Annotated in this window: 24 protein-coding genes and 1 tRNA gene; 12 read left to right on the plus strand and 13 right to left on the minus strand. The window is 58.5% G+C overall.

What is annotated here, in order from left to right; genetic code table 11:
* Window positions 1–321: 321 nt before the first annotated feature.
* The 6 genes from FYB92_RS07990 to FYB92_RS08015 all read right to left on the minus strand — a co-directional run bounded on the left by FYB92_RS07990 (window position 322) and on the right by FYB92_RS08015 (window position 8202).
* Window positions 322–3393 (minus strand): type I restriction endonuclease, encoded by a 3072-nt coding sequence (locus FYB92_RS07990; RefSeq protein ID WP_332828442.1) that lies wholly within the window; start codon window positions 3391–3393, stop codon window positions 322–324.
* On the minus strand, window positions 3390–4352 hold the full coding sequence (locus FYB92_RS07995) for a GIY-YIG nuclease family protein (RefSeq protein ID WP_332828443.1): 963 nt from the start codon (window positions 4350–4352) through the stop codon (window positions 3390–3392). Before FYB92_RS07995 ends, FYB92_RS07990 begins: the two co-directional genes overlap by 4 nt.
* Window positions 4349–5698: a restriction endonuclease subunit S gene (locus tag FYB92_RS08000; RefSeq protein ID WP_332828444.1), complete on the minus strand. Its 1350-nt coding sequence runs from the start codon at window positions 5696–5698 to the stop codon at window positions 4349–4351. Before FYB92_RS08000 ends, FYB92_RS07995 begins: the two co-directional genes overlap by 4 nt.
* Window positions 5695–7506 carry an N-6 DNA methylase gene (locus FYB92_RS08005; RefSeq protein ID WP_075632171.1) on the minus strand — a complete coding sequence of 604 codons (1812 nt, stop codon included), beginning with the start codon at window positions 7504–7506 and terminating at the stop codon, window positions 5695–5697. The genes FYB92_RS08000 and FYB92_RS08005 overlap by 4 nt, the downstream gene beginning before the upstream one ends.
* Window positions 7507–7576: 70 nt before the next feature.
* The gene (locus FYB92_RS08010; RefSeq protein ID WP_332828445.1) at window positions 7577–7975 is read right to left on the minus strand and encodes a type II toxin-antitoxin system death-on-curing family toxin; all 399 of its coding nucleotides are present in this window, start codon (window positions 7973–7975) and stop codon (window positions 7577–7579) included.
* Entirely contained in the window at window positions 7975–8202 is a 228-nt protein-coding gene (locus FYB92_RS08015; RefSeq protein ID WP_003620405.1) for an AbrB/MazE/SpoVT family DNA-binding domain-containing protein, read from the minus strand. Before FYB92_RS08015 ends, FYB92_RS08010 begins: the two co-directional genes overlap by 1 nt.
* Before the next feature lie 45 nt (window positions 8203–8247).
* Between FYB92_RS08015 and FYB92_RS08020 the strand changes: the two genes are divergently transcribed.
* A complete protein-coding gene (locus FYB92_RS08020; protein WP_192266079.1) occupies window positions 8248–8583 on the plus strand; it encodes a hypothetical protein in 336 nt (111 codons plus the stop codon).
* Between the two features lie 70 nt (window positions 8584–8653).
* Here the strand turns inward: FYB92_RS08020 and FYB92_RS08025 are convergent, their stop codons facing one another.
* Complete coding sequence (locus tag FYB92_RS08025) at window positions 8654–8965, minus strand: hypothetical protein (RefSeq protein ID WP_332828446.1); 312 nt, start codon at window positions 8963–8965, stop codon at window positions 8654–8656.
* A 328-nt stretch (window positions 8966–9293) separates the two neighbouring features.
* On the opposite strand from FYB92_RS08025, the gene FYB92_RS08030 reads away from it, so the two are divergent.
* Entirely contained in the window at window positions 9294–9524 is a 231-nt protein-coding gene (locus FYB92_RS08030) for a hypothetical protein (RefSeq protein WP_332828447.1), read from the plus strand.
* A 64-nt stretch (window positions 9525–9588) separates the two neighbouring features.
* Here the strand turns inward: FYB92_RS08030 and FYB92_RS08035 are convergent.
* A tRNA-Met gene (locus tag FYB92_RS08035) sits at window positions 9589–9663 on the minus strand.
* Window positions 9664–9830: 167 nt separating this feature from the next.
* On the opposite strand from FYB92_RS08035, the gene FYB92_RS08040 reads away from it, so the two are divergent.
* Entirely contained in the window at window positions 9831–11060 is a 1230-nt protein-coding gene (locus FYB92_RS08040) for a mechanosensitive ion channel family protein (protein ID WP_040510856.1), read from the plus strand.
* On the opposite strand, the gene FYB92_RS08045 is transcribed toward FYB92_RS08040, so the two are convergent.
* From FYB92_RS08045 to FYB92_RS08055, 3 genes are read right to left on the minus strand one after another with little or no spacing between them, the layout of a single operon-like run.
* A complete protein-coding gene (locus FYB92_RS08045) occupies window positions 11042–11584 on the minus strand; it encodes a GDSL-type esterase/lipase family protein (RefSeq protein WP_332828448.1) in 543 nt (180 codons plus the stop codon). The two genes, FYB92_RS08040 and FYB92_RS08045, sit on opposite strands and share 19 nt — an antisense overlap.
* Window positions 11553–11801: a hypothetical protein gene (locus FYB92_RS08050; protein ID WP_332828449.1), complete on the minus strand. Its 249-nt coding sequence runs from the start codon at window positions 11799–11801 to the stop codon at window positions 11553–11555. The genes FYB92_RS08045 and FYB92_RS08050 overlap by 32 nt, the downstream gene beginning before the upstream one ends.
* 15 nt (window positions 11802–11816) lie before the next feature.
* Window positions 11817–12659: an undecaprenyl-diphosphate phosphatase gene (locus tag FYB92_RS08055; RefSeq protein WP_075595302.1), complete on the minus strand. Its 843-nt coding sequence runs from the start codon at window positions 12657–12659 to the stop codon at window positions 11817–11819.
* A 94-nt stretch (window positions 12660–12753) separates the two neighbouring features.
* Between FYB92_RS08055 and FYB92_RS08060 the strand changes: the two genes are divergently transcribed.
* Entirely contained in the window at window positions 12754–13218 is a 465-nt protein-coding gene (locus FYB92_RS08060; RefSeq protein WP_075595301.1) for an MlaD family protein, read from the plus strand.
* Between the two features lie 36 nt (window positions 13219–13254).
* Here FYB92_RS08060 and FYB92_RS08065 read toward each other — a convergent pair whose 3' ends face one another.
* Both FYB92_RS08065 and FYB92_RS08070 read right to left on the minus strand, forming a co-directional pair.
* Window positions 13255–14349 carry a D-alanine--D-alanine ligase gene (locus tag FYB92_RS08065; RefSeq protein ID WP_332828450.1) on the minus strand — a complete coding sequence of 365 codons (1095 nt, stop codon included), beginning with the start codon at window positions 14347–14349 and terminating at the stop codon, window positions 13255–13257.
* Entirely contained in the window at window positions 14346–14921 is a 576-nt protein-coding gene (locus tag FYB92_RS08070) for a DedA family protein (RefSeq protein WP_075595299.1), read from the minus strand. The genes FYB92_RS08065 and FYB92_RS08070 overlap by 4 nt, the downstream gene beginning before the upstream one ends.
* A 371-nt stretch (window positions 14922–15292) precedes the next feature.
* Here FYB92_RS08070 and FYB92_RS08075 point away from each other — a divergent pair, with 371 nt between their 5' ends.
* The 8 genes from FYB92_RS08075 (at window position 15293) to FYB92_RS08110 (ending at window position 24656) form a co-directional block, all read left to right on the plus strand.
* A complete protein-coding gene (locus FYB92_RS08075) occupies window positions 15293–16282 on the plus strand; it encodes a lytic transglycosylase domain-containing protein (protein WP_062809004.1) in 990 nt (329 codons plus the stop codon).
* A 44-nt stretch (window positions 16283–16326) separates the two neighbouring features.
* Window positions 16327–17586 (plus strand): D-alanyl-D-alanine carboxypeptidase family protein, encoded by a 1260-nt coding sequence (locus FYB92_RS08080; RefSeq protein WP_332828991.1) that lies wholly within the window; start codon window positions 16327–16329, stop codon window positions 17584–17586.
* Window positions 17587–17614: 28 nt separating this feature from the next.
* On the plus strand, window positions 17615–18265 hold the full coding sequence (tmk, locus tag FYB92_RS08085) for a dTMP kinase (protein WP_332828992.1): 651 nt from the start codon (window positions 17615–17617) through the stop codon (window positions 18263–18265).
* Between the two features lie 7 nt (window positions 18266–18272).
* Window positions 18273–19238 (plus strand): DNA polymerase III subunit delta', encoded by a 966-nt coding sequence (locus FYB92_RS08090; protein ID WP_075632635.1) that lies wholly within the window; start codon window positions 18273–18275, stop codon window positions 19236–19238.
* Window positions 19235–20773, plus strand: a complete 1539-nt coding sequence (gene metG, locus FYB92_RS08095; RefSeq protein ID WP_075624721.1) for a methionine--tRNA ligase — start codon at window positions 19235–19237, stop codon at window positions 20771–20773. Before FYB92_RS08090 ends, metG begins: the two co-directional genes overlap by 4 nt.
* Entirely contained in the window at window positions 20773–21570 is a 798-nt protein-coding gene (locus FYB92_RS08100) for a TatD family hydrolase (RefSeq protein WP_332828451.1), read from the plus strand. Before metG ends, FYB92_RS08100 begins: the two co-directional genes overlap by 1 nt.
* Before the next feature lie 4 nt (window positions 21571–21574).
* Complete coding sequence (locus FYB92_RS08105) at window positions 21575–22360, plus strand: MBL fold metallo-hydrolase (protein WP_062809001.1); 786 nt, start codon at window positions 21575–21577, stop codon at window positions 22358–22360.
* A gap of 349 nt (window positions 22361–22709) precedes the next feature.
* Window positions 22710–24656 carry a PrkA family serine protein kinase gene (locus FYB92_RS08110; protein ID WP_003620383.1) on the plus strand — a complete coding sequence of 649 codons (1947 nt, stop codon included), beginning with the start codon at window positions 22710–22712 and terminating at the stop codon, window positions 24654–24656.
* Window positions 24657–24676 lie beyond the last annotated feature (20 nt).

Consider the following 24676-nt stretch of genomic DNA (forward strand, 5'->3'; position numbering starts at 1 on the left):
AGATCTCCAAATTCCTTATGAAACCGAATGTAACAGCCCAATTCCCCAAAACCATGCACAAACAGGTATAAGAGTTTTGAGGGGCGGCGACAGGTCTCTGTTCAGTTAGAGAGTAAAAAATAAGAAAAGTTTTTGGGTGCCGCCTTTTTTTAAAAAGGCGGCGTCTTCTGAAGCTTTTTGAAAAAAAGCTTCACCAAAAACTTTTATGATTTCAGGATGTTATCGCGCCTGACTTTTCAAACAGTCCCTTAACGATCACTCTGGGTCTCTTGCCGCGTTGGCCTGTGCGTGTCGTGCCTTACCTGAATGGGATAACACGCTTTATTTCTGCATCGCTTCCCATAACCCGCCCTGTTTCACGATGGCGGCAATAACGGCACGCAACAGCGCACTATCGTTCAGCATCTGTTTGCCCATCTTTTCATGTGCTTCCATCAGTTCGATGGTCGCATTCAGTCCTTCTTCGTGAAGATCTGGTGAGTTGGCGAACTGGTCCTTGGTGTTGGCCTTTGCCTGTTCCCGCAATTTTTCTGATTCCGCCAGCTTGGTTTCCAGCCCGGTGACAAACGCCACCTTGTCACCATCCGTCAGATCGCCTTCGAACAGGTCATTGATTGCCTCAATAACGTGGGAGAGCTGAACCTTCACCTTATCCTGCGGTTGTCCCGAACCGGCTTCTTTTATGGGCTCCAGCCCGTCACCGGCTTCGTTCTTCAGCCCAAGCTTCTGCCTGCCCAGATCCTTCATCCGGTGATGCGTCAGACGCAGGGTCGTCGTGTCAATGGTCTCTCGCTCACGGTCGAACTTCAGCAAAGGCCAGAGCATTTTTGCGAACAGGTACAGCTTTTCATAATCCGGATTGCCATAGTTCAGCATCTGGCTGAAAAACTCATACATCCGCACGTAAGATGCCAGATCGCTTCGGAACTGAACCAATCCGTCAATGCGTTCCTTTGCCTCCTTCCGCTCCTGTAAGCCTTCCGGTTCGGCCTGAACAATTTTCCGGGCATCACGATACCGGTCCAGCACACGGGAACTGACCGGCACAATCGCCGCATCAAGCTGCTGCTGTGACGCTTTCGGATTGATAAGGATATGAGCCACCCGGTCCACTTCAGGCTGATCATATAACCCGGCATCATCCAGCTTGTGACGCAGGTTCACCACGCAGTTCGGGTCACTCAGGTCCGTCAGCTCGGCCTTTGTGTAATATTGCTGGAACGCCTTGAGGATGTCTTCGGGATCATTTTCGAAGTCGACCACAAAGGTCATGTCCTTGCCCGGATAGCAGCGGTTCAAGCGCGAAAGCGTCTGAACGGCCTGAATCCCGCCAAGCTTACGATCCACATACATGCCGCACAGCAATGGCTGATCGAAACCCGTTTGGAACTTGTTCGCCACGATCAGAATCCGCCATGGATCTTCGGCAAAGACTTCCCTCAGGTCGCGCCCTTTGAGGGCCGGGTTGATATTGCTTTCCGTAAAGGGCTCCGGACCACTTTCCAGATCCTCCACTTCGCCCGAGAATGCTGCGAGAAGCCCGAATGGATAATGCTTTTCCTTAACATAGCGATCCATAGCCAGTTTCCAGCGCACGGCCTCCTTGCGGCTGGCCGTCACGACCATGGCGCGCGCCTTGCCACCAAGAAGAGGCTGCACATTCTGTCGGAAATGCTCCACCACGATCTGTACACGCGCGGAGATGTTGGTGGGATGCAGGCGCACCCACTTCATCAGCGCTTTCTTCGCTTCCGAAGCCTCGACTTCCGTGTCATCCAGAATCTGCCCATTCTGGCTCAGGCGAAACGCCTGTTTCCAGGACACATAATTCTGCAACACATCAAGGATGAAGCCTTCCTCGATAGCCTGCCGCATGGAATAGACATGGAACGCCCCAGGTTTGTTGTGCTCGCCTTTGGGCTGATCCGGATGCGGCACACGCCCAAACAGTTCCAGCGTTTTGGCCTTTGGCGTGGCCGTGAAAGCAATGAAGGAAATGCCTGCGTCTGCCGCAGTCCTTTGCGACATTTCCGACGTCATCACGTCTTCCGTGCTGATCTCCCCACCGTCTGCAAGCTCCGCCAGTTCACCGGCTGAAAGAGCTGCCTTGAGTTTGCTGGCTGATGTCCCGGTCTGCGAGGAGTGAGCCTCATCAGCAATTACGGCGAAATGTTTGCCCTCGGTCGCCGCAAGCTGACGGATTTCCTTCAGAGCGAACGGAAAGGTCTGGATCGTGCAGATGATGATTTTCTTGCCGGTATGCAGGGCCGCCGCAAGTTCCTGGCTCTTGCTGCCGCCGTTGCCGGAGATTGACGCCACCACGCCACGCGTGCGCTCAAAGCTTTCAATGGTTTCCGAAAGCTGCCGGTCCAGAACAGTGCGGTCCGACACCACGATGACCGTATCAAACAGCTTGTGATTATGAACGTCATGCAGGTCGGACAGGAAATGCGCCGTCCACGCGATGGAGTTCGTTTTGCCCGATCCTGCGGAATGCTGGATCAGGTAACGCTGTCCCGGCCCTTCCTCCAGAATAGTGGAGACCAACAGTCGTGTGGCGGCAAGCTGGTGATAGCGCGGAAAGATCCAGCCCGAGATCTTCCCCTTTTTCTTCACCGCAATGACGTAGCGGCCCAGAATATCCAGCCATGAGTCCGGCTGCCAGACCTCGCGCCACAGATATGCCGTGGTATCGGGATTGCCCGCCCCACCATGATTCCCCTGATTGAACGGCAGAAAGCGGCTGTGCGCGCCATCCAGATGGGTGCACATCCTCACATCACTGTTGCTGACAGCAAAATGCACGACCGCACCACCAGGGACTGAAAGCAGCGGCTCTGCAGGCTTGCCGGGCGGTTTCGGCAGGCGGTCGGTGCAATACTGTTCCACCGCGTCCTGCACCGACTGTGTGTAGTTCGATTTCAGCTCCGCCGTGGCCACCGGAATGCCGTTCAGAAACAGCACCAGATCCAGTTCATTGCCGTTGCTGGCCGAATAGCGCACCTGCCGCACCACGCGCAGGCGATTGGCGTCATAGCGATGACGCAGATGCGGATTCATTGTCAGGGCCGGACGGAACTGACAGATTTTCAGCGTCTTCGTCAGGCCGATAATGTCCAGCCCGTCCCGCAGCACAACCAGCGTGCCCCGTATGTTCAGCGCATCCCGCACCCGCTGGCACAACACAGCACCCGCCGCGCCACCATGCGTTTTCTCCAGCGTCTCCCACGCCTCGGGCTCGCATTCGCGCACCCACGCCAGCAGGTCTTCGGGGAACAGCGCCAGTCCCACGTCATATCGGGCCGCCGAAACCTCATCATAAAGCCAGCCGGAGTGCGCGAGGTCATCGCAGATTTCGGTTTCCAGATGGTGCTCTTTGTGGAGGTCTGTCATGTGCTAGCGTCTTTTTCTGTTACTGCATCAAGCTGACGGGCCTGCCAGTCCCGGAACGAAACCTCCGGGTTGCTTTCCAGCTTCCATGCGGCAGGACCACTCACGGAATGGCCGAAAACAACTGCGGCGGCCGCGCTTGGGCTTCTGAATGCATAATCTTTGGTAAACACCCGATGTGTTCCCGCCATTTGCAGAATACCCGACCGCACCAGTTCATCGTGCAACGGTCTGTAGGAACCAGCCTGTGCACTGTCCTGCCTTTGCCACTCACTCCGTGCCTGCGACCCGGCCTCGACAATAAATTCGCCGTCCTGAAAAACCGCTTTCGCCGTCAGGTCAATGCGGGGTTTGTTCAGAATAAAACGAGCGGTCTGCGTTATCGCATGATCCGTGTCCGCTTCCGCCGCCTCAAACGCCGGAACGGGGCGCGATGATCCCGCCGGACGGCTGCGTTGAATGAACATGTCCACCCGGATGGCCGGCAGCACCACCATCAGGCTGCCAAGAAACGCCTCCATCTTGGCAATATCCGCCTCCGTCAGTCCCGGCAGGGAGGGCGCGTTGCCGTTATGCAGCGGCGTATGCCCGATCTCCCGCGCCATGGCGATCAGCCGCGCTTCGAGATATTTCACATGCGCCTTGTTGAGCCGATTTGCACTGGCGGAGATCAGAACGGCGGTTTCCCACCAGTCCTTGTCAGTGGCCGCCGCATGCTGCTTCAGTCGCGTGCTGAGGTCCTCGGCCTCGCCGATATAGGCGAAATCCTGCCCGTCCTTTTCCCCCAGCAGCAGGTACACGCCCGCGTAACCGGCTTCCTCCCGTCGCAGCGCCTCGGTCAGACGTGTGCGGGGCGTGACGAACACATGCCCCGTCCAGTTGAAGAGTTCGGCAGTAATCATCCCGTCCGGATGACCGTCGATATAGAAAAGCTCCAGAGAGCGGCCCTTGGTGTCGATCACGCTGCACGCGCCTTGCTCTGGGCGCGAACGTCGATCTTGCCGGTGACAGCGGCGGAGATGAGGGCGGCGCGGCGTTCTTTTAGGATGTCCAACTCATATCTTATCTGTTGTTCGAGGCTCTCAAAAGTAGAGGTCTTCCTGTCAATATAAGCGCATATTTCCTTCTGCTCATTCAGGGGAGGAACAGGGATAGCACTTGCACGCAGTCTGTCAGCTCTTATGCCACTTGCTGTTGACCCACTGGCGCGGCTTCTAAGTTCCTGTCTACCAATATCAGATAAATAATATAATTTCATATAAAAATTTGACATACTTTCATGTAGTTTAAATAAAATCATTCTCTGACCTGGAGATATTAATGCATCTTCTACGATAGCAACTTCACCAAGCGGAGCTTCCGTAGTGAGAATTACATCTCCTGCTCTCGGAAACCCGCGTGTCATTCTCCTGTTATATTCTTTTTCTGTTATAAAAACAGGATCTATGGAATGATCAATTCGACCATGCTTTATGCATGAGGCAGTAATAAGTGGAATACCACTTTCGACTTTATTAGGTGTAACACCACGGTAATCAATAAAATTTCTAACTACTTTATTGAGTGAAAGAATTTCCCACCCTTCCGGCACCATCCCGATCCACGGGATGCCTGAGTCCTTCATGGGGGCGTTGGGGGTCAGGCCTTTTGTGACGGCGTGGGAGATGACGGCCTGCCGCTTTTCCGCAAGGAGGGCAATCAGCCGCTCCTGTTCGGCAATCAGGGCATCAATCTTCCCACACTCGCGATCCAGAAAGCTGGCTATTGCCTGCTGTTCGGGGAGTGGGGGGAGAGGGAAGACGATATTGTTCAATGCGTATTGAGACAATCCAACTCGCGTTAGTCCATTAGCCTTGCACTTAACTTCAAATTTAAGCGCAGCACTTAAAAAGAACCAAAAAAGAAATCGTCCAGATAATCTGCGATTTGATCGTAATATTGCCAGATGATAACCACACAGCGTATTATCTAAATGATGCGGAATGTATGCTGGTATCGCTATCTCCTCGGCTGACTCAGAATCCTTTGTGATAAGAACATCATCAGTAATCAGAGAAAATGTCTCTATTTGTTTCTTAGATGCAGTCGCCTGCATAAATTTTATATCAGACGTTATGTCGTTATTATAAAAAACATCTACGTAGTTGCATAAATATACAGAGTGCTCGCCGTTGTAAGATTTCTTATCTACATTGCTTGTTGAAATACTTGCCACTGTTTTTAATGGAGTAATTTCCCACCCAACCGGAATATCCCCGATCCACTCAACCCCACTGTCCTTATAAGCCGGATACTTCGGAAAGCTCATGCCGAAAGCTCCCCAAGCATTGCCATGATTTTCGTAGTCACCTCTTTCAGATCCGCATCAATCTCCGCAAGCGGGCGCGGTGGCTCGAACACATAAAAATACCGGTTAAACGGAATTTCGTAGCCGATCTTTGTCTTGTCCTCATCAATCCACGCATCCGGGGCATGGGGCAGGACTTCGCGTTTGAAATAAGCGTGAATATCCTCGTTCAGCGGCACGTTTTCCGTATCGCGCAGGCTGCTATCGGGCATGGGCTTGCCCTTCGCCTTGCCGCGCTGGCCGAGGACGATCTTGCCGTCCCCGTCGCGTTGCGGACGCTCCACGGTGATGGTCTGATAACCGAAATCCTCGTTATTGAAGATGCGGCTGAGCGGCGCGAGCCGGACCTTGCCGCCTTCTGGCGCTTCCGGTGGCGCTTCGCCCTGCATCACGACTGCACGTGTCTGCGTGCCGTCTGTGGCGGTGATGGTGGCAAGTTGCGCTTCCTGCGCATCCCGGAACAGGCGGGTGACGAGGGTGATGTCGTCCTCCCCCATTTCCTTGCGCTTGGAGCCGAGGCTTTTTCGCATTTTCCGCCAGAAGGAGGAGGCGTCGATCAGTTGCACCTTGCCCTTGCGGTTTTGCGGCTTCCGGTTGGTCAGCACCCAGACATAGGTGGCGATACCGGTGTTGAAGAACATATCGGTCGGTAATGCGATGATGGCTTCGACCAGATCTTCTTCCAGCACAAAGCGCCGGATTTCGGACTCGCCAGACCCCGCAGCCCCCGTGAACAGGGGGGAGCCGTTCAGGACAATCCCGAAACGTGCGCCCCCATCTTTGGTAAGACGCATCTTGTGAACAAGATGCAGCAGGAACAGCATGGAACCGTCGGAGATACGCGGCAGGCCAGGGCCGAAGCGTCCGTCATAACCCTGCTTTTCGTGCTCGGCCCGGACGGCTTTTTCGACCTTCTTCCATTCCACGCCAAAAGGCGGATTGGAAAGCATGTAATCGAATTTATGGTCCGCCAGTTCATCATCGGAGAGCGTGTTGCCAAGGCGGATATTGCTGACATCCTGATTACGGATCAGCATGTCAGCCTTGCAGATGGCATAAGATTCCGGGTTCAGCTCCTGCCCGAACATGGTCAGGCGGGCATCCGGATTGTGGTCGAGCAGGAACTCTTCCGCGACAGAAAGCATGCCGCCGGTGCCCGCAGTGGGGTCATAGATGGTGCGGACCGCAGCATTCCCGGGGGTCAGCAGGCTGTCATCCTCAGCAAAGATCAGGTTCACCATCAGTTTGATGACTTCGCGCGGGGTGAAATGCTCACCAGCGGTCTCGTTGGAGGCTTCCGAGAACTTGCGGATCAGTTCTTCGAACACCTGCCCCATCTGGTGGTTATCAACGGCCTTATCGCTGAGGTCGAAGCTGATGAATTTTTCAAGCACCAGATAGAGGAGATTGGCTTTGGCCAGCCGGTCTGTCTGTTCGGTGAAGCGGAAATGGTCGAAGATGTCACGGGCGGCGGGGGAGAAGGCGTTGATATAGGCGGACAGGTTCTCGGCCAGGTTATCCGGATCATCCAGCACGCCTTTCAGCGTGAAGTCAGACGTGTTTACGAACCGCAAACCAGCGGCTTTCTCCATAAAAGGCATTGGGTCGATCCCTTTGCGCTCCCACTTCTCCTTTTCCTTCAGCACTTTGTCACGGGTCGGGGCCAGCACGGCATCAAGGCGGCGCAGAACGGTAAAGGGCAGGATAACCCGGCCGTATTCGGCTGGCTTGAAATCGCCACGCAGGAGATCGGCGACCTGCCAGATCATGGAAGATAGGGAGGCGGTATTGGGTGTCGTGCTCATGAGAAAATCTGGTCCGATGTCGAAAATATATGAATTACTGATTTTGAAAATGTTGCCGAAGCCACGCCGCAAACGCATCTTCCGCCATTGCGCCAGATGCAAGAGCCACCATCGCCTCGACGGCATCCGGGGCGTTGACCTGCACACGGGTTCCATTCAGCCGAAGGAAAAGGATGCAACAGTTCCAGGCTGTCCGCTTGTTGGCGTCATTGAAGGAATGATTACGCGCAATGCCACAAGCATAGGCAGCAGCCAGGGGAGCGGCGTCCAGCGCCGGTACTTCAGTAGAGTGCCAGCAGTTTTCGGCGCGGGCTAACGTATTGTGCAGCATGTCCTCGTTTCTGAGGCCATGGGTCCCGCCATATTCCTTCAGGGCCTGATCGTGCATGAACAGCACCACGTCAGGTTCCAGAAACTCAGGCAGATCCGGCATCAGCGCTTGGCCAGTTCCTGAAGAACGTCAGCCTGCTCACGCAGCGTCTCGCGCGCCATCTGCATCTGGCGTTCAAGCTTGAGATTGCGCTTCACCAGCTTGATTCCGTCGACCATTTCGACCAGCGTAAGTTCCTGTCCGACTTCCAGACCAAGGCGGATACGTGTTTCCGCCGGAAGAGTAACGCCGACAGAATTGCCCTGTTTGCGCACGACGACCGTTTCCATGGCCTCATCTCCGTATTACGTTTTGTAATACGTAGCAGGACTTATTTGGGAGCGGCAAGAAAAATCGAGTTGTCACTACGTCAGCTATTGCACTTACCCACCAAAAGCCCGGACCTTTCGTTTTCTCCCATAACTGCCTGTCTGCTTTATGGATTGCGGCAGACGGGGAGGGGGCATGCCTCTGGGCCGTATTTTTCGATCACCGGCGGTCGTGGCGGTGGTGTTCAGGGCCTTACGGCGTGTCGTCAGTTAAGCCCTGAAAGCTTGTTTGAAAACAACTCATTGATAAAAAATAAGAAAAGTTTTTGGGTGCTGCCTTTTTTCAGAAAGGCGGCGTCTTCTGAAGCTTTTTGGAAAAAGCTTCACCAAAAACTTTTATGATTTCATGATATTATCGAGCCTGACTTTTCAAACAGGCTCTGAGCTGAGGGGTGTACTTTCTGTTGCTCTGTCATGACTGTTTTTTTCGGATTTGGGGGAGAACAATAGATGCGGCGCTATGGCTTACGTGACTACCAGTGGGAGCGGATAACTGACGACACGCCGTAGCGATTTCCGTGTTACGGAAACGCTTTTCCATCCATACCGAGGACTCGCGCATGCCGCAGGCCTTGGCCTTACGCTGACCAGGAATGAAGCGGGCAGCCTTGAATCCTTTCGGCTCCTGCTGGCGCACCGCAGGCTCGATGCGATAGGCGCTGCGCGTCACGCGGGGGCCGAAATCACGTTCTTCGTTGTCTAGTGGAATTTCAGGCTCGTCCATGGTTAAGGAAAGCGCAATGACAGAACATTGACGCAGTGCACCTGATATTTTCCGGGACGTGTCATTCGGCAAAGAAATCTACGACGTCGAGATCCACGGCACCGGAAAGGACCAGTTCATCGGCCTTGTCAAAGCGGACGGCAGGCCGTGACGGTGTTGTCGATCCTTATAGGGTATGCCATGGAAAGGGGCATGCGGACAGATAAAACGATTTTAACGTCTACCGTTAGGACGTCGTGGGAACTCAACTCGTTTCAAACCGCTGTTAGTTAAGGCAATCAGATTAGCGGGCAGAGCAGCGGGCCTGCATGGCGTCGTCTGGCACGGATTGCGCGCGACAGCAGCATCGTGGCTGGCTGAAACGGGATGCACGGAACGGGAGGTCATGTCGATCACAGGACACACATCTGCCACATCCGTCAGCGTCTATGTGCGGCACGCAGAACAGAAAACGAGGGCGGTTAACGCCATTGCAAAGCTGTCCAGTCGCGCGCTTGATGAAAGGCGGCAGGCGAGGGGAGTGACTAGCGTTTTGGGAAGGGGGAGAAATCGTGACTAGCATACCACTGCCAGAGGAGGCCAGATCATGTCGCTAAGTCTTTGGGAATCAATCCTAACGCGGATGGTAGCGGCGGACGGATTTGAACCGCCGACCAAGGGATTATGATTCCCCTGCTCTACCGCTGAGCTACGCCGCCATCGCGTTAGGATGAGTGCGAAATATCCCCGCCCAAGGGAGAAGTCAACCCGTTATCGCCATGATTCCCTTATAAAAAGAATTCAGGCCGCAAGGTCGCGTTGTCGCCATGTGCGCAATATGCGTACCATACCCCAGACTATATAAGAGAAAAGCTGAGATTCATTCGTGAAAAACGAATTCATTACCGTTCTTACTGACCTTAAAAATCTTTTCGGGTGGTTGCCTGGGCCTGTTTCCTCCATTCTCATGCTCTGCGCTGCCGGACTGATGGCAGAACTTTTCAGCCGTTTCTTCACAAAGCTTATCCTTCGTATCCCGGGACAGAAGCGCGGCGCGTTCGTGCGTACCTTCACCATGGCCATGCAGCGCCCGGTGCGCATCATGCTGGTCGTGCTGTTTGTCGGAACGGCGCTGCCGGCGTCCGGCCTGCCATATGAAATGATCCAGGCCACGACGCATACATTGTTGGTACTGTTTGTGCTGATGCTGGGATATGCGGCAGTTGTCGCCACCCGTATCCTGTCGGAAGCCTATCTTGCGCGGATCAGTGACAAGAACGACAAGGACGATATCCTGCTGCGCACGCATATGACACAGGTGCGCATGCTGCGCCGGACGGCGGACCTGCTGATCGGGTTGCTGACGGTCGGGGCCTCGCTCATGACGTTCGAACCGGTGCGCCAGTATGGGCTGAGCCTGTTTGCATCGGCGGGTGCGGCCTCACTCGTGGTGGGGTTGGCCGCGCGCCCGTTGCTGACCAATCTGTTCGCGGGCATGCAGATCGCGATGACACAGCCCATCCGTATGGAGGACCTGATCATCATTAATGGTGACTGGGCCTGGGTGGAGGAAATAACCTCCACATATGTTGTTCTGCGGGTATGGGATTGGCGGCGGCATATCGTGCCGATTTCATATTTTCTTGAAAATACGTTCCAGAACTGGACCCATAATTCGGCAGCCCTGATCGGGGTGGTGTTCCTGTATGTGGATTTTCACGCCCCGATGGACCGTATTCGCGAACGTCTGCGCGAAATCGTGCATGCAGCCCCCTTGTGGGATGGCAAGGTATTCGACGTACAGGTCGCGGATTGCAGCGCACAGGTCATGACCATCCGCGTAATCGCCAGTGCCCGTTCTGCGATGCAAAGCTGGGACCTGCGCTGTGAAATACGCGAACAGATCATTGCCTTCCTGCGCGATGAATGCCCCGAGGCCCTGCCACGTGAACGCTTGTCCCATGTTGCCGCGGTTTCGGGACGCAGTGCGATGTACGATCCCATGATGCTCTCCCCGCCGATCGACCGGCCGCCTCCTGGGGCGTATTCAGGGCCGCGCAAGGCAGGGCCACCGCCCAACGGAACAAGGGGGCAGGGTCAGGGAACGCCGCAATAGGCAGCGCGAGGCGGCAGGAGATGATGCGGATAGTCACCTAGCAGCCTGCATATGAGTGGTTCCAGATGTCGTGCGATGCGCGCCTGCGCCATGGCGCACGGATGCAACGGCAGGCCCGGCGGCGATAGAAGCGGGTCCATGAACAGGCTGGCGTCAACCTTGCCGCCGGTCTGAAGGCAGGGGGCAAGGTCGATGTAATGCAGCCATCGCCCCCGCGGTGCGGCATAGGTGCGCAACATATGGTTCAGGCGCGTTGTCTGCGATGTCACCCATGCTGATCGCAGGGAGGGCAGAACACCAGGGAGGATGAGGGGGCTGTCGGGGAATGCATGGTGTATGCGTTCCACAATGCGGCGGATGCCTCCTGCGGCCTGTCCCGCGTATTGGCCGAGATGCCCGAGGTTATTGACCCCGATCATCACGATGAAAACGCGCGGGGTGTTATGGAAATCCAGTTCCCCATGCATGAGACGCCACAGGAGGTTGCGCGTATCATCCCCCCCGGAAGCCAAGATTGATCGCACGGCGATCCCCATAATAGGCCCGCCACACCGGGGCAAAGTCCTGCCATGCCGGTGGTCCGTGGCGTTCCCAGTTATGGGTAATGGAATCGCCAAACCAGACCAGGTCGCATGCGGTGTGGCGGATATGGTGCTGCTTGCGCAAAAAACGCTCCCGCCACCATTGGGTTTGCATGCGCGATACGGCATGAATGGCCGGGTTGGCGTCCTGTGCCTGCATCGCCACCAATCGCCGTCAGCCCAGATAGATGAAGGCGAATACCCCCATGGCAATGCAGTAATATCCAAAAGGCTGCAGCGCCCATTTTTCATGATCGTGGAAATACCGCATCAGGATGACGGTGCTGAACAGCGCCACCACCGCCGCCACCACCGCTGCGATCCCGGCCGTCTGCAACTGCCCGGGGGCAAGTGTGATATGCCGCATCTCGAACGCTTCCTTGACGGTGGCCATCAGGATGACGGGCTGTGCCATCAGGAATGAAAAACGCGCCGCATTTTCATGCGACAGCCGACAGACAAGCCCCCCCACGATGCAGGCCCCGGAACGCGAAATCCCGGGGAAAAATGCAAGGCACTGGCACAGGCCGATGATGACGGCTTCCACCATGCCCAGAGAGGCGATGGGCCGGCTCAGGACATTTTGCGTGCCCCGGCCCTTGATCCGTTCCGTCAGCAAAAGCATCGCACCATTGAGCGTCAGGAAAATCGCCGCATAGCGCGCAGTGCCAAACAGGTGACGGATCATGTGTTCGAACAGGCCCCCCACGATCACCGCCGGAACCGTCGCAACGCCAAGCAGAATGAAGATGCGTACGCTCTCGATCTGTCGCTGCACGCCATCGCGTCCCGATGCGCCAGACAGCAGGGCGCGCCAGTCCCCCCAGAAAAACAGCAGCAGGGCAGTGGCAGTCCCCAGATGCAGCATGACCAGAAAAGGCAGGAACGTGTCCCCATGCAGGTCCACCGACCAGTGCAGGAGTGCGGGCACGATGGCCGCGTGCCCAAGGCTGCTGACAGGGAACAGTTCGGTTGCCCCCTGGATAATTGCAATGATGATTGCCTGCAGGAGTGTCATTGTCGGGATATCCGTGGCGAATTAGTCTATATGCAACGTCTGGATGCGATGGTCGATGCCATTGCTGCGATACATAAATGGGCAAAGGATCGTCATGGCAAGGGAAAGAAGCGGCGCGATCATCTCCAGTGGTCTGGTATTGCTGGTGGCAGCGGGGTTCTGTGCCTATGCCCGTGCGTCCCAGATGGGGCCGGACCGTGGCGGTCGCCCCCTGACGGCGCGGTTTATTTCCGCCAACGGGCTGAAGGTCGGTGCCGATGTGGAACTGGGCGGGGTTTCGGTCGGGCGGGTCACTTCCATCGTCCTTGACCCCACGACCTATATGGCGAATGTGGGCTTTACGGTGGATCGTGCCGTCAATCTGCCCGCCGATACAAGCCTGTCCATCGGCAGCCCGTCGCTGACGGCCGATATGGCGCTGATGGTGCGGGCGGGCGACAGTAAGGCCACGCTTCCCCCCGATGCGCCCATAACCGACACCCATGAACCGGTCAGCCTGGAACAGCAGGTCAGCAATTACATCTTTGGCAATGGTGGCCTGCCTACGGACCCTTCCTGAACGATCCGCATGGCCACTCCGCATGGCCACCGGGCATCAGTCATTCATGGGATAGGACGCCAGCAGCCTGCGCTGTCGCAGCCAGCAGCGCAGCATTGTCATCGCGCCACTGGGTTTCCAGCCCGCCTTGCGTTTCTTCGCCCCGATGCGGAATGTTTCGCGGTAATGCATGAACTGCGCGGCATAGGCATCACGCAGGGTTGTGCGCGAATCCCAGATATGGGTGGCTTCGGATCCGACCCCATTGATTTCGATGATCTCGAATTTCTCACCCCGTAACAGAGCGGCGGCGGAGTCTGCCTTTACGTCGATACGCCCGAAATGGAAATCGGGGATATCGTGCATGATGGCGTCGATCCGTGCCTCAAGATCAGGCGTCACATCGGCCGTGCAGTCGTGGAAAATCGCACCCTTGCAATGATTGCCCGTAAAGACGAGGGGCAGTGCCTCGCCCTTGGCTGGAACGTCGGCCAGGCGGCCGCGCAGACGCGGGATATAGATCTGGGGCACCAGCCGCGTGCGCGGGTCCGCATGCAGCAGTTCTTCCACCGTGGAGCGACCATCCCCAACCAGAAGCGGAACCTCCTTGTAGGTCATGGAGGTGATGCGCCCGTGCGCTTCGTCGGGATGGCGGATATAGAAAATCCCGACTTCGTGTGAATAGGGGATCAGGCGCTGTAGCATCAGCGAGACATGGCGCGGGAATGTTGCCAGTGCCTGCGCCAGCGCCCCGGCATCGGCCACCAGCTTGACCCCCGTGCCGTTGCACCCGATGTCGGGCTTCAACACCACCGGAAAGCCAAGTCCGGCATGGTCCATGGCCTGTATGGCGCGGGCGGTGTCGTTGTGTCCCGTTTCCACCAGCGTATAGGGCGCAATCCAGCGGCGCGCGGTCTCGCCCGCCATGTTGAGGATCGAACTCTTGCTTTCCCCGCACAGACCGCCTGTCTCGATGCGTGGGTTGGCGGCTGTCGGCAGGCTGAGGTCGCCATAACGCAGGCCCATCATGATCCAGTACATCACCACCGGGGTATAGAAGATCCATCCCGGCCAGAATTCGAACATGGACAGGGGGGACGGGGCCTTCGTGGGGGAGGAGGCGGGCGTGGAGATGGTGGACATGTCGGTCATCGGGATTGGCCTTGCAATCGGGCAATGGTACGGCTGATGAGGAAGATGGTTACGATAAAGCCCGCCAGTCCCAGCCATTTCCATGTCCCCAGGTGGGAAATCAGGAATTGTCCGACACGCAGGGACACGGCGAACAGCAGCGTTGTCCAGATCAGGGTTGCCAGCACGGCCGCGACACAGAACAGGCCCAGCCGCGCGCGGAAAAAACCACAGGCGGTATATAATGGCAGGCGTGCGCCGGGAATGAACCGGCTGATGAAGACGATACGAAAGACGTTGCGGTCGAACCAGTGGCCTTCATGTTCCACGTTCGGCAATGTGACCCATCGGCGCGCAGGGGGCCAGCACGCGGCAAGATAGCCAAGCCCGTACAACCCGATATCCCCCACCACGATGCCGATATACAGCGCCACCAGCGCGACCGGCAGGTCCACATGCCCCGTCTGCACCTGCATGGCGGTCACGATCGTTGCCGCATCCTCCAGGATGAACGTGCCGACGATAATGGCCAGCCCCTGCAGCAGGGGGGAGGCCCCCGCCGTGGCAAGGAATGAAGTCAGGGATAAAGACATCTACGGCCAGCTAACGCACACATGGCGGCAAAGGGGAGGGGAACGTGACCAATAACTGACAAGCCTCTTTCAACTCATGACCGATGCAGGCCCAACGCCACGGGACGGCGTGACGCGACATGTCGGAAGGCCGCGAATGATAGCGCACTAAGGCGCTGGCGCCGCCCCTGCGCGCCCCGTGTCCGACACAGGTCGTCGCAATCCGGCCCGCGCATAACCGTGTTATGGCGACCTTGTTGCATGCTTCCGCGATACGGACAAACCCGAAGTTGTTACCTGATTGTGTCCACCAGTCACGGCATGCGACACAAACCGCCCGGAATGGGGCCTGAAGGATTGAAACCACCCCGCCTCCGTGGCAGAGCATCACAATGCTTGTACGCCGCACATTCCTGCTGTCCGCCGTTGCCCTGTCCACCGGGGTGATCGCCCCCGCCCTGCGCGCGGGGCGGGCCTATGGGCATGCGCAGGATTACGCCACGTTCGTCGCGGGTGTGCGCGATGACGCGATTCGACAGGGGCTCGATACCGGGATTGCCAACAGGGCGCTGGACCTGTCCACGCCCAATGCGCAGGTGCTTCGGCTGGATCGCACGCAGCCGGAATTCCACCTGACATGGGCGCAGTACCGACAGCGCGTCATTACCGCCCGCAAGATCGCAGATGGCCGCACGGCCGTAGCGGTGCAGCGCGCGCTGCTTGATCAGGCGCTGACGCGTTATAATGTCGCGCCGGGGGCGATTGCGGGGATATGGGGGCTGGAATCCGCCTATGGCACGCGCATGGGCACATTTGGCGTCATCGATGCGTTGTGTACGCTGGCCTATGACGGACGTCGGGCCAAATTCTTCCACGATGAACTCATGAAGGCGCTGCATATCCTGGGGATGGGGGATATCGCCCCCGAACAGATGATCGGCAGTTATGCTGGCGCGATGGGACAGCCGCAATTCATGCCCAGCGCCTATCTGCGCTATGCCGTGGATATGGATGGCGACGGGCGGCGTGACATCTGGCATTCCACGGCCGACGTATTCGGCTCCATCGCCAGTTATCTGTCGCATTCCGGCTGGATCGGCGACGAACCGTGGGGACAGCAGGTCACGGTGCCCGATACCCTGGCGCAGGCTGCGCTTGGACGGACGCATACCAGGACCTTGCAGGAATGGATGGATGCCGGGGTGCGGCAGATCGACGGCAGCGCATTCCCCCGCGCGGACATGCGCGGCGCGATCCTGCGCCCCGATGGGGTGGGGGGCGAATCCTTCATGGTCTATCGTAATTTTAACGCAATCCGTCGTTATAATCCGTCGGATTTCTATGCACTGGCCGTTGGGCTTCTGGGTAACGAGATTACATGACATCAGGACACGCACAGCTTCGCACAGCCAAGCTTCCCGCCGCCATGCCGGGCCGGTATCCCACACGCCGCGCGGTCCTTTCGGGCGCAGTCCTGTCTGGCGCGGTAAGCGGGTTGGCCCTGTTGCCTGCGGGGCAGGCGTTTGCCGCACGCAGACATCATCCCGCACCTGGCCCGTCAGCCCCCGCCGCCGGGGGGGCAGAGGCGCCTGCCGGGTCCTATTCCCCTGCCAACAGCCTGATCGGGCCGGTCGATACCCCCGCGCGCTGGGCGTGCATCATCGACTATACCACCGGCGCCGTGCTGCTGGAAAAGGCGGCGGACGAACGCATGCCACCATCCTCGCTGACCAAGATGATGACGGCTTATGTCGTCTTCGGGATGCTGCGCGCGGGACGGCTGAAGCTTGATCAGACCCTGACCGTCAGTGAAAAGGCATGGCGCATGCAGGGGTCGAAGATGTTCGTCCCCCTGCAGGGCGCGGTCGCGGTGTCTGATCTGATTCAGGGCATGGTGATCCAGTCGGGTAATGACGCCTGTATCGTCCTTGCCGAAGGTGTCGCGGGGTCCGAGGACCAGTTCGTGTCCCTGATGAATGCACAGGCGGTACAGCTTGGCATGACCAATACGCATTTCATGAATGCGACCGGTTGGCCTGCGGACGGGCATTACATGTCCGCGCGCGACGTCACGACCATCGCGATGCACCTGATCCACGATTTTCCCGAATATTACCATTTCTTTGCGGAAAAAGGGTTCCGATACAACAGGATTTCGCAGGAAAACCGCAATGCGCTGGTGGTCAAGGGGATCGCCGACGGCCTGAAGACCGGGCATACCGACGCGGGCGGCTTTGGCCTGTGCGCCAGTTCCGAACGTAATGGAAACCGGATCGTCATGGCCATCAACGGCCTGCCATCAAGCAATGCCCGCGCGTTCGAGGGGGAGAGGCTGCTCGAATGGGGGTTTGTCAATTTCGAAAATGCGACGCTGGTACATAATGGGGCGGTCATCGACAGCGCGCCCGTCTGGCTTGGTAAGGCGGCGACCGTGCCGCTTGTCGCCACGCGCGATGTCCTGCTGACGCTGCCCCACGGCTGGCAGAACCGCGTGCGCATCGCACTGGATTACAAAAGCCCCGTGCCCGCACCGATCAAGGCGGGGCAGGTGCTGGGACAGCTTGTGATTTCCAATACTGGTCTGGCCGACATCATGGTGCCGCTGGTGGCTGGGAACGATGTCGGGCGGCTTGGCCTGTTTGGCCGGGCTTCTGCCGTGCTGGGGCAGAAACTGGGACGTCACTGAGGCGATGGCAGAGGTGATGACAGGGGCAATGACGGGACTGTTCATTACGTTCGAAGGGGGGGAAGGGGCCGGGAAATCGACGCAGGTTCGCCTGCTGCAAGAACATCTTGCCACGATCATGCCATCCGACAGGATTGTCCGCACCCGTGAACCGGGCGGGACGCCCGGGGCGGAGGCCGTGCGCGACTTCCTGTTGTTCGGCGAACATGACCTGTCGCTGCGCGCTGAAACACTGATGCATTTTGGCGCGCGCTATGACCATGTCGATCGCCTGATCCGCCCGGCGCTGGAGGCGGGAAAGGTCGTCATTTCCGATCGTTTCACCGATTCCACCGCCGCCTATCAGGGATATGGCAGGGGTATGGGTGATCCTGCAATCCTCGACCTGATCGCATCCCTGCGCCAGCAGACTGGCGCCCGGCCCGACATGACCTTCATCCTCGATGTTCCGCGTGCCATGGCGCGTGAACGCCTGCGCACACGCGGCAATCGCCCCGACCGGTATGAAACCGCGGCGGAGGCCTTCCATGCCCGTGTGGCCGAAGGGTTTGCCGCCATCGCCCGGCAGGAACCGGGCCGGTGCATCACGCTGGACGCGGCCCAGCCGCCTGATATCGTGGCCCAGGCCGTCGCGCGGCATGTCGCGACGCGTCTGCCGATGTCGTGGGGACAGGGATGACAGCCCGATGACAGCCCCGCGCGAACGCACCCGTCTGCATGGGCATGACGCCGCGTGGCAGCAGTTCGCATCCGTGATGCGTGCGGGCCGCCTGCATCATGCGTGGCTGCTGACGGGGGTGGACGGGATCGGCAAGGCGACAATGGCCTTCATGATGGCCCGCGCCCTGTTGAAGGCACATGACCACGACAGCCCGGTCGGCCGGCGCATCACCGCCGGGACGCATGCCGACCTGCTGGTGATCGCACGGGGGGTGGATGACAAAACCCGTCGTCCCCGCCGTGAAATCGTGGGCGATGACGTGCGCCCGATCGGGGCCTTCCTGCGTCGCACCGCGGCCGAGGGCGGGTGGCGGGTGGTGATCGTCGATGGCGCCGAATACATGAACCGCACCGCCTCCAACGCCATCCTCAAGATTCTGGAGGAGCCCCCCGCAGGTGCGATCCTGATCCTGACCTGCGCGGCGCCCGGTCGCCTTTTGCCAACCATCCGCAGCCGTTGCCGTACGCTGGACCTCGGCCCGCTGTCAGCACATGATTTACATGCCGTGCTGACAGATGTGGTTGATGATGCGTACCGCGCGGATATCGAAAATATCATCCCCCTGTCCCATGGATCGGCGGGACGGGCGATTTCCCTGCTGCACAGGGACGGGATAAAGCTGTCCGCGCTGGTGGCGCAGGTGATGGATGGACAGGATGGCGGGACGGATGCCTATCGCATCGCCAGTAGCATCACGGAATCGGAAAATGGCTTTTCAGTCTTTTTCGATCTGTTATGCGATGCCATATCGGTAAGGACACGCGAACTCCTCCGTGCGCCACAAGGCCAGGGGCAGTCACGCGACATGCGGCCCGAACGCATGGCCGATGCGTGGCAGGATCTGGTCCGGCTACGTGCGGAGACTGAAAATTTCAATCTGGATAAGCAGCAGGCGCTCCTGACGGCGCTTGCGCGGGTGAATGCAATATGACACGGCGCTATTACGTCACGACACCGATCTATTATGTGAATGGGGCGCCCCATATCGGACACGCCTATACCTCCGTCGCGGCGGACGTGATCGCGCGGTTCAAGCGGCTGGCGGGCTTTGACGTCTTTTTCCTGACGGGCACCGACGAACATGGGCAGAAGGTGGAGCAGGCGGCACAGACAGCCGGCGTGACCCCGATCGAACTGGCCAACCGTGTCGCCGCGGATTTCCGCGATATGTATGACAAGATGGCCATCTCCTACGATGATTTCATCCGCACGACCCAACCCCGCCACGCCGAAGGGGCCGCCGCGTTGTGGAAGAAGCTGGAGGAGAACGGCCATATCTATCTCGGGGCGTACGAAGGCTGGTACGCGCTGCGCGATGAATGTTTCTATCAGGAAGAGGAACTTGTCACCGCAGCGGATGGCACCCGCACAGCCCCGACCGGCGCACCGGTGGAATGGGTGAAGGAGCCTTCCTATTTCTTCCGCCTGTCCAAGTTCCAGGACAGGCTGCTGGAACTTTACGAAACCCACCCCGGATTCGTGGAACCTGCGGGACGCCGTAACGAGGTGCGCAGCTTCGTCCGGGGGGGGCTGCGTGACCTGTCCATCAGCCGCACAAGCTTCAACTGGGGCATTCCCGTTCCGGGCGATCCGAAACATGTGATGTATGTCTGGGTCGATGCGCTGGCCAATTACCTGTCGGCCGTGGGCTATCCTGACGAAGGCGCGCCACGTTGGGATTTCTGGCCCGCGAACCTGCATCTGGTGGGCAAGGACATCCTGCGTTTCCATGCCATTTACTGGCCTGCACTGCTGATGGGGGCAGGGTTGCCGCTGCCGGAGCGTGTGTTTTCCCACGGATGGTGGACCATCGCGGGGCAGAAGATGAGCAAGTCGCTGGGCAATGTCCTTGACCCGCGCGATCTGGTGGCGGAATTCGGCCTTGATCCGGTGCGCTTCTTCCTGATGCGTGAAATGCCCTTTGGCGGCGACAGTGATATCAATCGCAAGGCCATCATCACGCGCATGAATGTCGAACTGGCCAATGACCTTGGCAACCTTGCGCAACGCACCCTGTCACAGATCGCGCGCAATTGTGCCGGCCTGCTGCCCGAACGCGCAACGCCCACGGCGGAGGATACGGCGCTGCTGGCGCAGGCCAGCCTGCTGCCTGATCTCATGCATGGGCAGATCGACCGTCAGGCGCTGACCGATGCGCTGGAGGAGGTGTGGAAGGTAATCCGCGCCAGCAACGCCTATATCGACCATCAGGCTCCGTGGGCGCTGAAGAAGACCGATCCGCAACGCATGGCCGATGTCCTGCGCGTACTCGCCGATGTCTTGCGTACCATCGCCACGGTCTTGCAGCCTTATATGCCCGGCAGCATGGATACGATGCTGACACAACTGGGTGTGGAAGCGACGGAACGCGATTTCGCGGCCCTTGGGACGCCGTTACCCGCAGGTCGCCCGCTTCCCGCGCCCAAGGGCATATTCCCACGCTTTGTCGAGGCGGAATCCCAGTGATGGCGCGGGGTGGATTGACGGATTCCCATTGTCATCTTGACCATTTTTCGGACGAAGAATTGCCTGACCTGCTGTCGCGCGCATGCGCGGCGGGGGTCAGCGGGCTTGTCACCATCGGCACGCGCCTGTCGCGCGCGGCGGAGCAGAAGCGGCTTGCCGGTTTTGATTCCGATCGCGTGCGCGTCTGGTGTACGGTGGGCACGCATCCCGACCATGTCGATGAAACCCCGGTGCCGACAGCGCATGACATCATTGCCCAGACGCACGACAACTGTGTCATCGGGATTGGTGAAAGCGGTCTGGATTATTTCCATGGCAAGCCTGAAATCCGTCCCCTTCAGCAAGAGAGTTTTCGCGCCCATATCGATGCGGCACGACAGACGGGCCTGCCACTGGTGATCCACACCCGTGATGCGGATGCGGACATGATGTCCATTCTGCGCGACGAGACCGTGGAAAACGGGGCGTTTCCCTTTCTGGTACACTGCTTTTCCTCCGGCCCGGAACTGGCGCGCACGGCGGTTGAACTTGGCGGGTATATCAGTTTTTCTGGCATTGCGACCTTTGGCCGGGCGGAGGCCGTGCGCGCGGTTGCCGCGGAAATTCCCGCCGAACGCCTGCTGGTGGAGACGGATGCGCCGTTCCTTGCCCCGGTGCCAAAGCGCGGCAAGCGCAACGAACCAGGCTATGTCCCCCATACCGCGCAGGTGGTTGCACGGTTGCGCGGGATGGAGGATGACGCGTTCGCCGCGTTGACCACCGTCAACTTCCACCGTCTGTTTACCAAGGCGGCCTGAAGCGATGGAAATGACCATTCTGGGGTGTGGTGGCTCCGCCGGGGTGCCAATGGTCGGCGGGGTGGACGGGGCAGGGGACTGGGGCCTGTGTGATCCGTGCGAACCGCGCAATGCACGTCTGCGTTCATCGGTGCTGCTGCGTGATGATACGGGCAATGCGCTGCTGGTCGATACGGGGCCGGACCTGCGGGCACAATTGCTGGCGCAGCGGATTACACGTGTCGACGCGGTGCTGTACACCCATGCCCATGCGGACCATATCGCCGGGCTGGATGAACTGCGTGCAATCAACCGCATCATCGGTCGTCCGATTCCCGCCTATGGCACGCGCGATGTCATCGACGAACTGGTCACGCGCTTCGATTATGTCTTTCGCCCCTGGACGCCCCCTTCCTTCTATCGCCCGGTCCTGACGCCCCATGTGATCGAAGCCGGGGGCGAAGCCATGATCGCAGGCATGAATGTGCATGTTTTCAGGCAGGTGCATGGCCATACCCTGACGCTTGGCCTGCGTGTGGGGCCAATGGCCTATTGTACGGACGTGGCGGAACTTGACGATACCGCGCTTGATATCCTCCATGGCGTTGATACGTGGGTGGTCGGCTGTTTCCAGCGTACGACCCATGTCTCCCACGGTTGGCTGGAACGCGTATTCGAATGGCGTGAACGTATCCGCCCGCGTCGTACCGTCCTGACCCATATGGGGCCGGACATGGACTGGGCCTGGATGCAGCGGCATCTTCCGGCCGGGGTCGAGGCCGCCTATGACGGGTTGACCCTGCGGACCTGACCTGACGGGCCTGGCGGCTACATGACGCAGACCCTACCGATGGTTCATTGTGAAGATTTAGGTTGAATCCGGCACATCCCCGGCGATAGCGTAAACAGACGGGCCGATCCTGCAAATCGGGACCCGTTCTTTACGGGGTGACAAAATCACTAGGTTATATCAGGGCAATAATGCCCGGCCTCACGATACCACGCCCATGCAGGCGAGCGGTCGTGTCCATCATCGCCAGACCAGAACGACAGGTTGCTGAAACTCTGCCCCCTGCATGAAGGGGGCCCAGGCAAAAGATACGACGCATACTCATCCTACGGTTCACCCCGAACCCTGCTGATTTCGGAGAAATCTGCTGATGGCAAATGAGTTCAATGTCTTCTCCCTTGCGACGGCAATGCGCGATGAACACCGCGAAGTCGAAATGGGGCTGTCCGACTATCTCGAACATTGCAAGGTCGATCCTTCCTGTTACGCCACTGCGGCGGAACGCATGCTCCGCGCGATCGGAGAGGCGGAGACGACCGACACGTCCCGCGACCCGCGCCTGTCGCGCATCTTCATGAACCGCACGGTGCGGACCTATCCCGCATTTTCCGATTTTTACGGGATGGAAGAGACGATCGAACAGATCGTCGGCTTTTTCCGGCATGCGGCGCAGGGGTTGGAGGAACGCAAGCAGATCCTCTACCTTCTCGGGCCGGTGGGGGGCGGCAAGTCATCGCTGGGCGAACGCCTCAAGGCGTTGATGGAGAAAGAGCCGATCTATGCGCTTAAGGCCGGGCGTCACATCAGCCCGGTTTTCGAAAGCCCGCTTGGCCTGTTTGATCCCGAACGTATGGGACCGTTGCTGGAGGCGCAGTACGGCATCCCGCGACGCCTGCTGACGGGTATTGCAAGCCCGTGGGCCATCAAGCGGCTGGAGGAATTCGACGGCGACCTGTCGCGTTTCAGCGTGGTGAAACTTCATCCCTCCCGCCTGCGCCAGATCGCGATCGCCAAGACCGAACCGGGGGATGACAATAACCAGGACGTTTCCGCCCTGGTGGGAAAGGTCGATATCCGGCAACTGGAGAACTATAGCCAGAACGATCCCGACGCCTACAGCTTCTCCGGCGGGCTGAACCGTGCCAACCAGGGCATCCTTGAATTCGTGGAGATGTTCAAGGCCCCCATCAAGATGCTTCATCCGCTGCTGACGGCCACGCAGGAGGGGAATTATGTCGGCACGGAAAATATCGGGGCCATCCCCTTTACCGGTGTCATTCTTGCCCATTCGAACGAGGCCGAATGGCAGGCTTTCCGCAACAACCGTTCCAACGAGGCGTTCCTGGACCGCGTCTGCGTCATCAAGGTGCCGTACTGCCTGCGCGTCAGCGAGGAAGCGCAGATCTATGACAAGCTGATCGACACATCCAGCCTGTCACAGGCCCCGTGCGCGCCCAATACGCTGGAGATGCTGGCGCGGTTTGCCGTCCTGTCGCGCCTGAAACCCCATCCGAATTCCACCCAGTTCGCAAAGATGCGGGTCTATGACGGGGAAAACATCAGGGAGACCGACCCCAAGGCCCGCACGATGCAGGAATATCGCGACGCGGCCGGCGTGAACGAGGGGATGAACGGCATTTCCACCCGCTTTGCCTACAAGGTGCTGTCGGCCACGTTCAACCATGACCCGACGGAAATCGCCGCCGACCCGGTGCATCTGATGTATGTGCTTGAACATGCCATCCGGCGCGAACAGTTCCCCGCAGAGGTGGAGGCGCAATATCTTGCCACCCTCAAATCCGACCTTGCCGGGCGTTATGCCGAATATCTGGGGCACGAGATCCAGAAAGCCTATCTGGAAAGCTATAACGATTATGGCCAGAACCTGTTTGACCGGTATCTTGAACATGCCGACGCCTGGATCGAGGATCAGGACTTCAAGGACCCAGATACGGGGCAGATGCTGAACCGCGACCTGCTCAATTCCGAACTGACGAAGACGGAAAAGCCCGCGGGCATCGCCAACCCCAAGGATTTCCGTAACGAGGTCGTCAAGTTCGCCCTGCGCGCGCGCGCGAACAATGCCGGACGCAACCCGTCATGGACATCGTACGAGAAAATTCGCGACGTCATTGAAAAACGGATGTTCAGCCAGGTGGAGGACCTGTTGCCGGTCATCAGCTTCGGTTCAAAAAAGGACCGTGAGACCGGGCACAAGCACGATGAATTCGTGGGGCGCATGATTGCGCGGGGATACACGGAACGCCAGGTCCGTCGGTTGGTTGAATGGTACATGCGGGTCAAGCAGTCGGCCTGACACATGGAACATGGTGGTAA

The sequence above is a fragment of the Novacetimonas sp. GS1 genome (assembly GCF_036686925.1).
Taxonomy (GTDB): Bacteria; Pseudomonadota; Alphaproteobacteria; order Acetobacterales; family Acetobacteraceae; genus Novacetimonas; species Novacetimonas hansenii.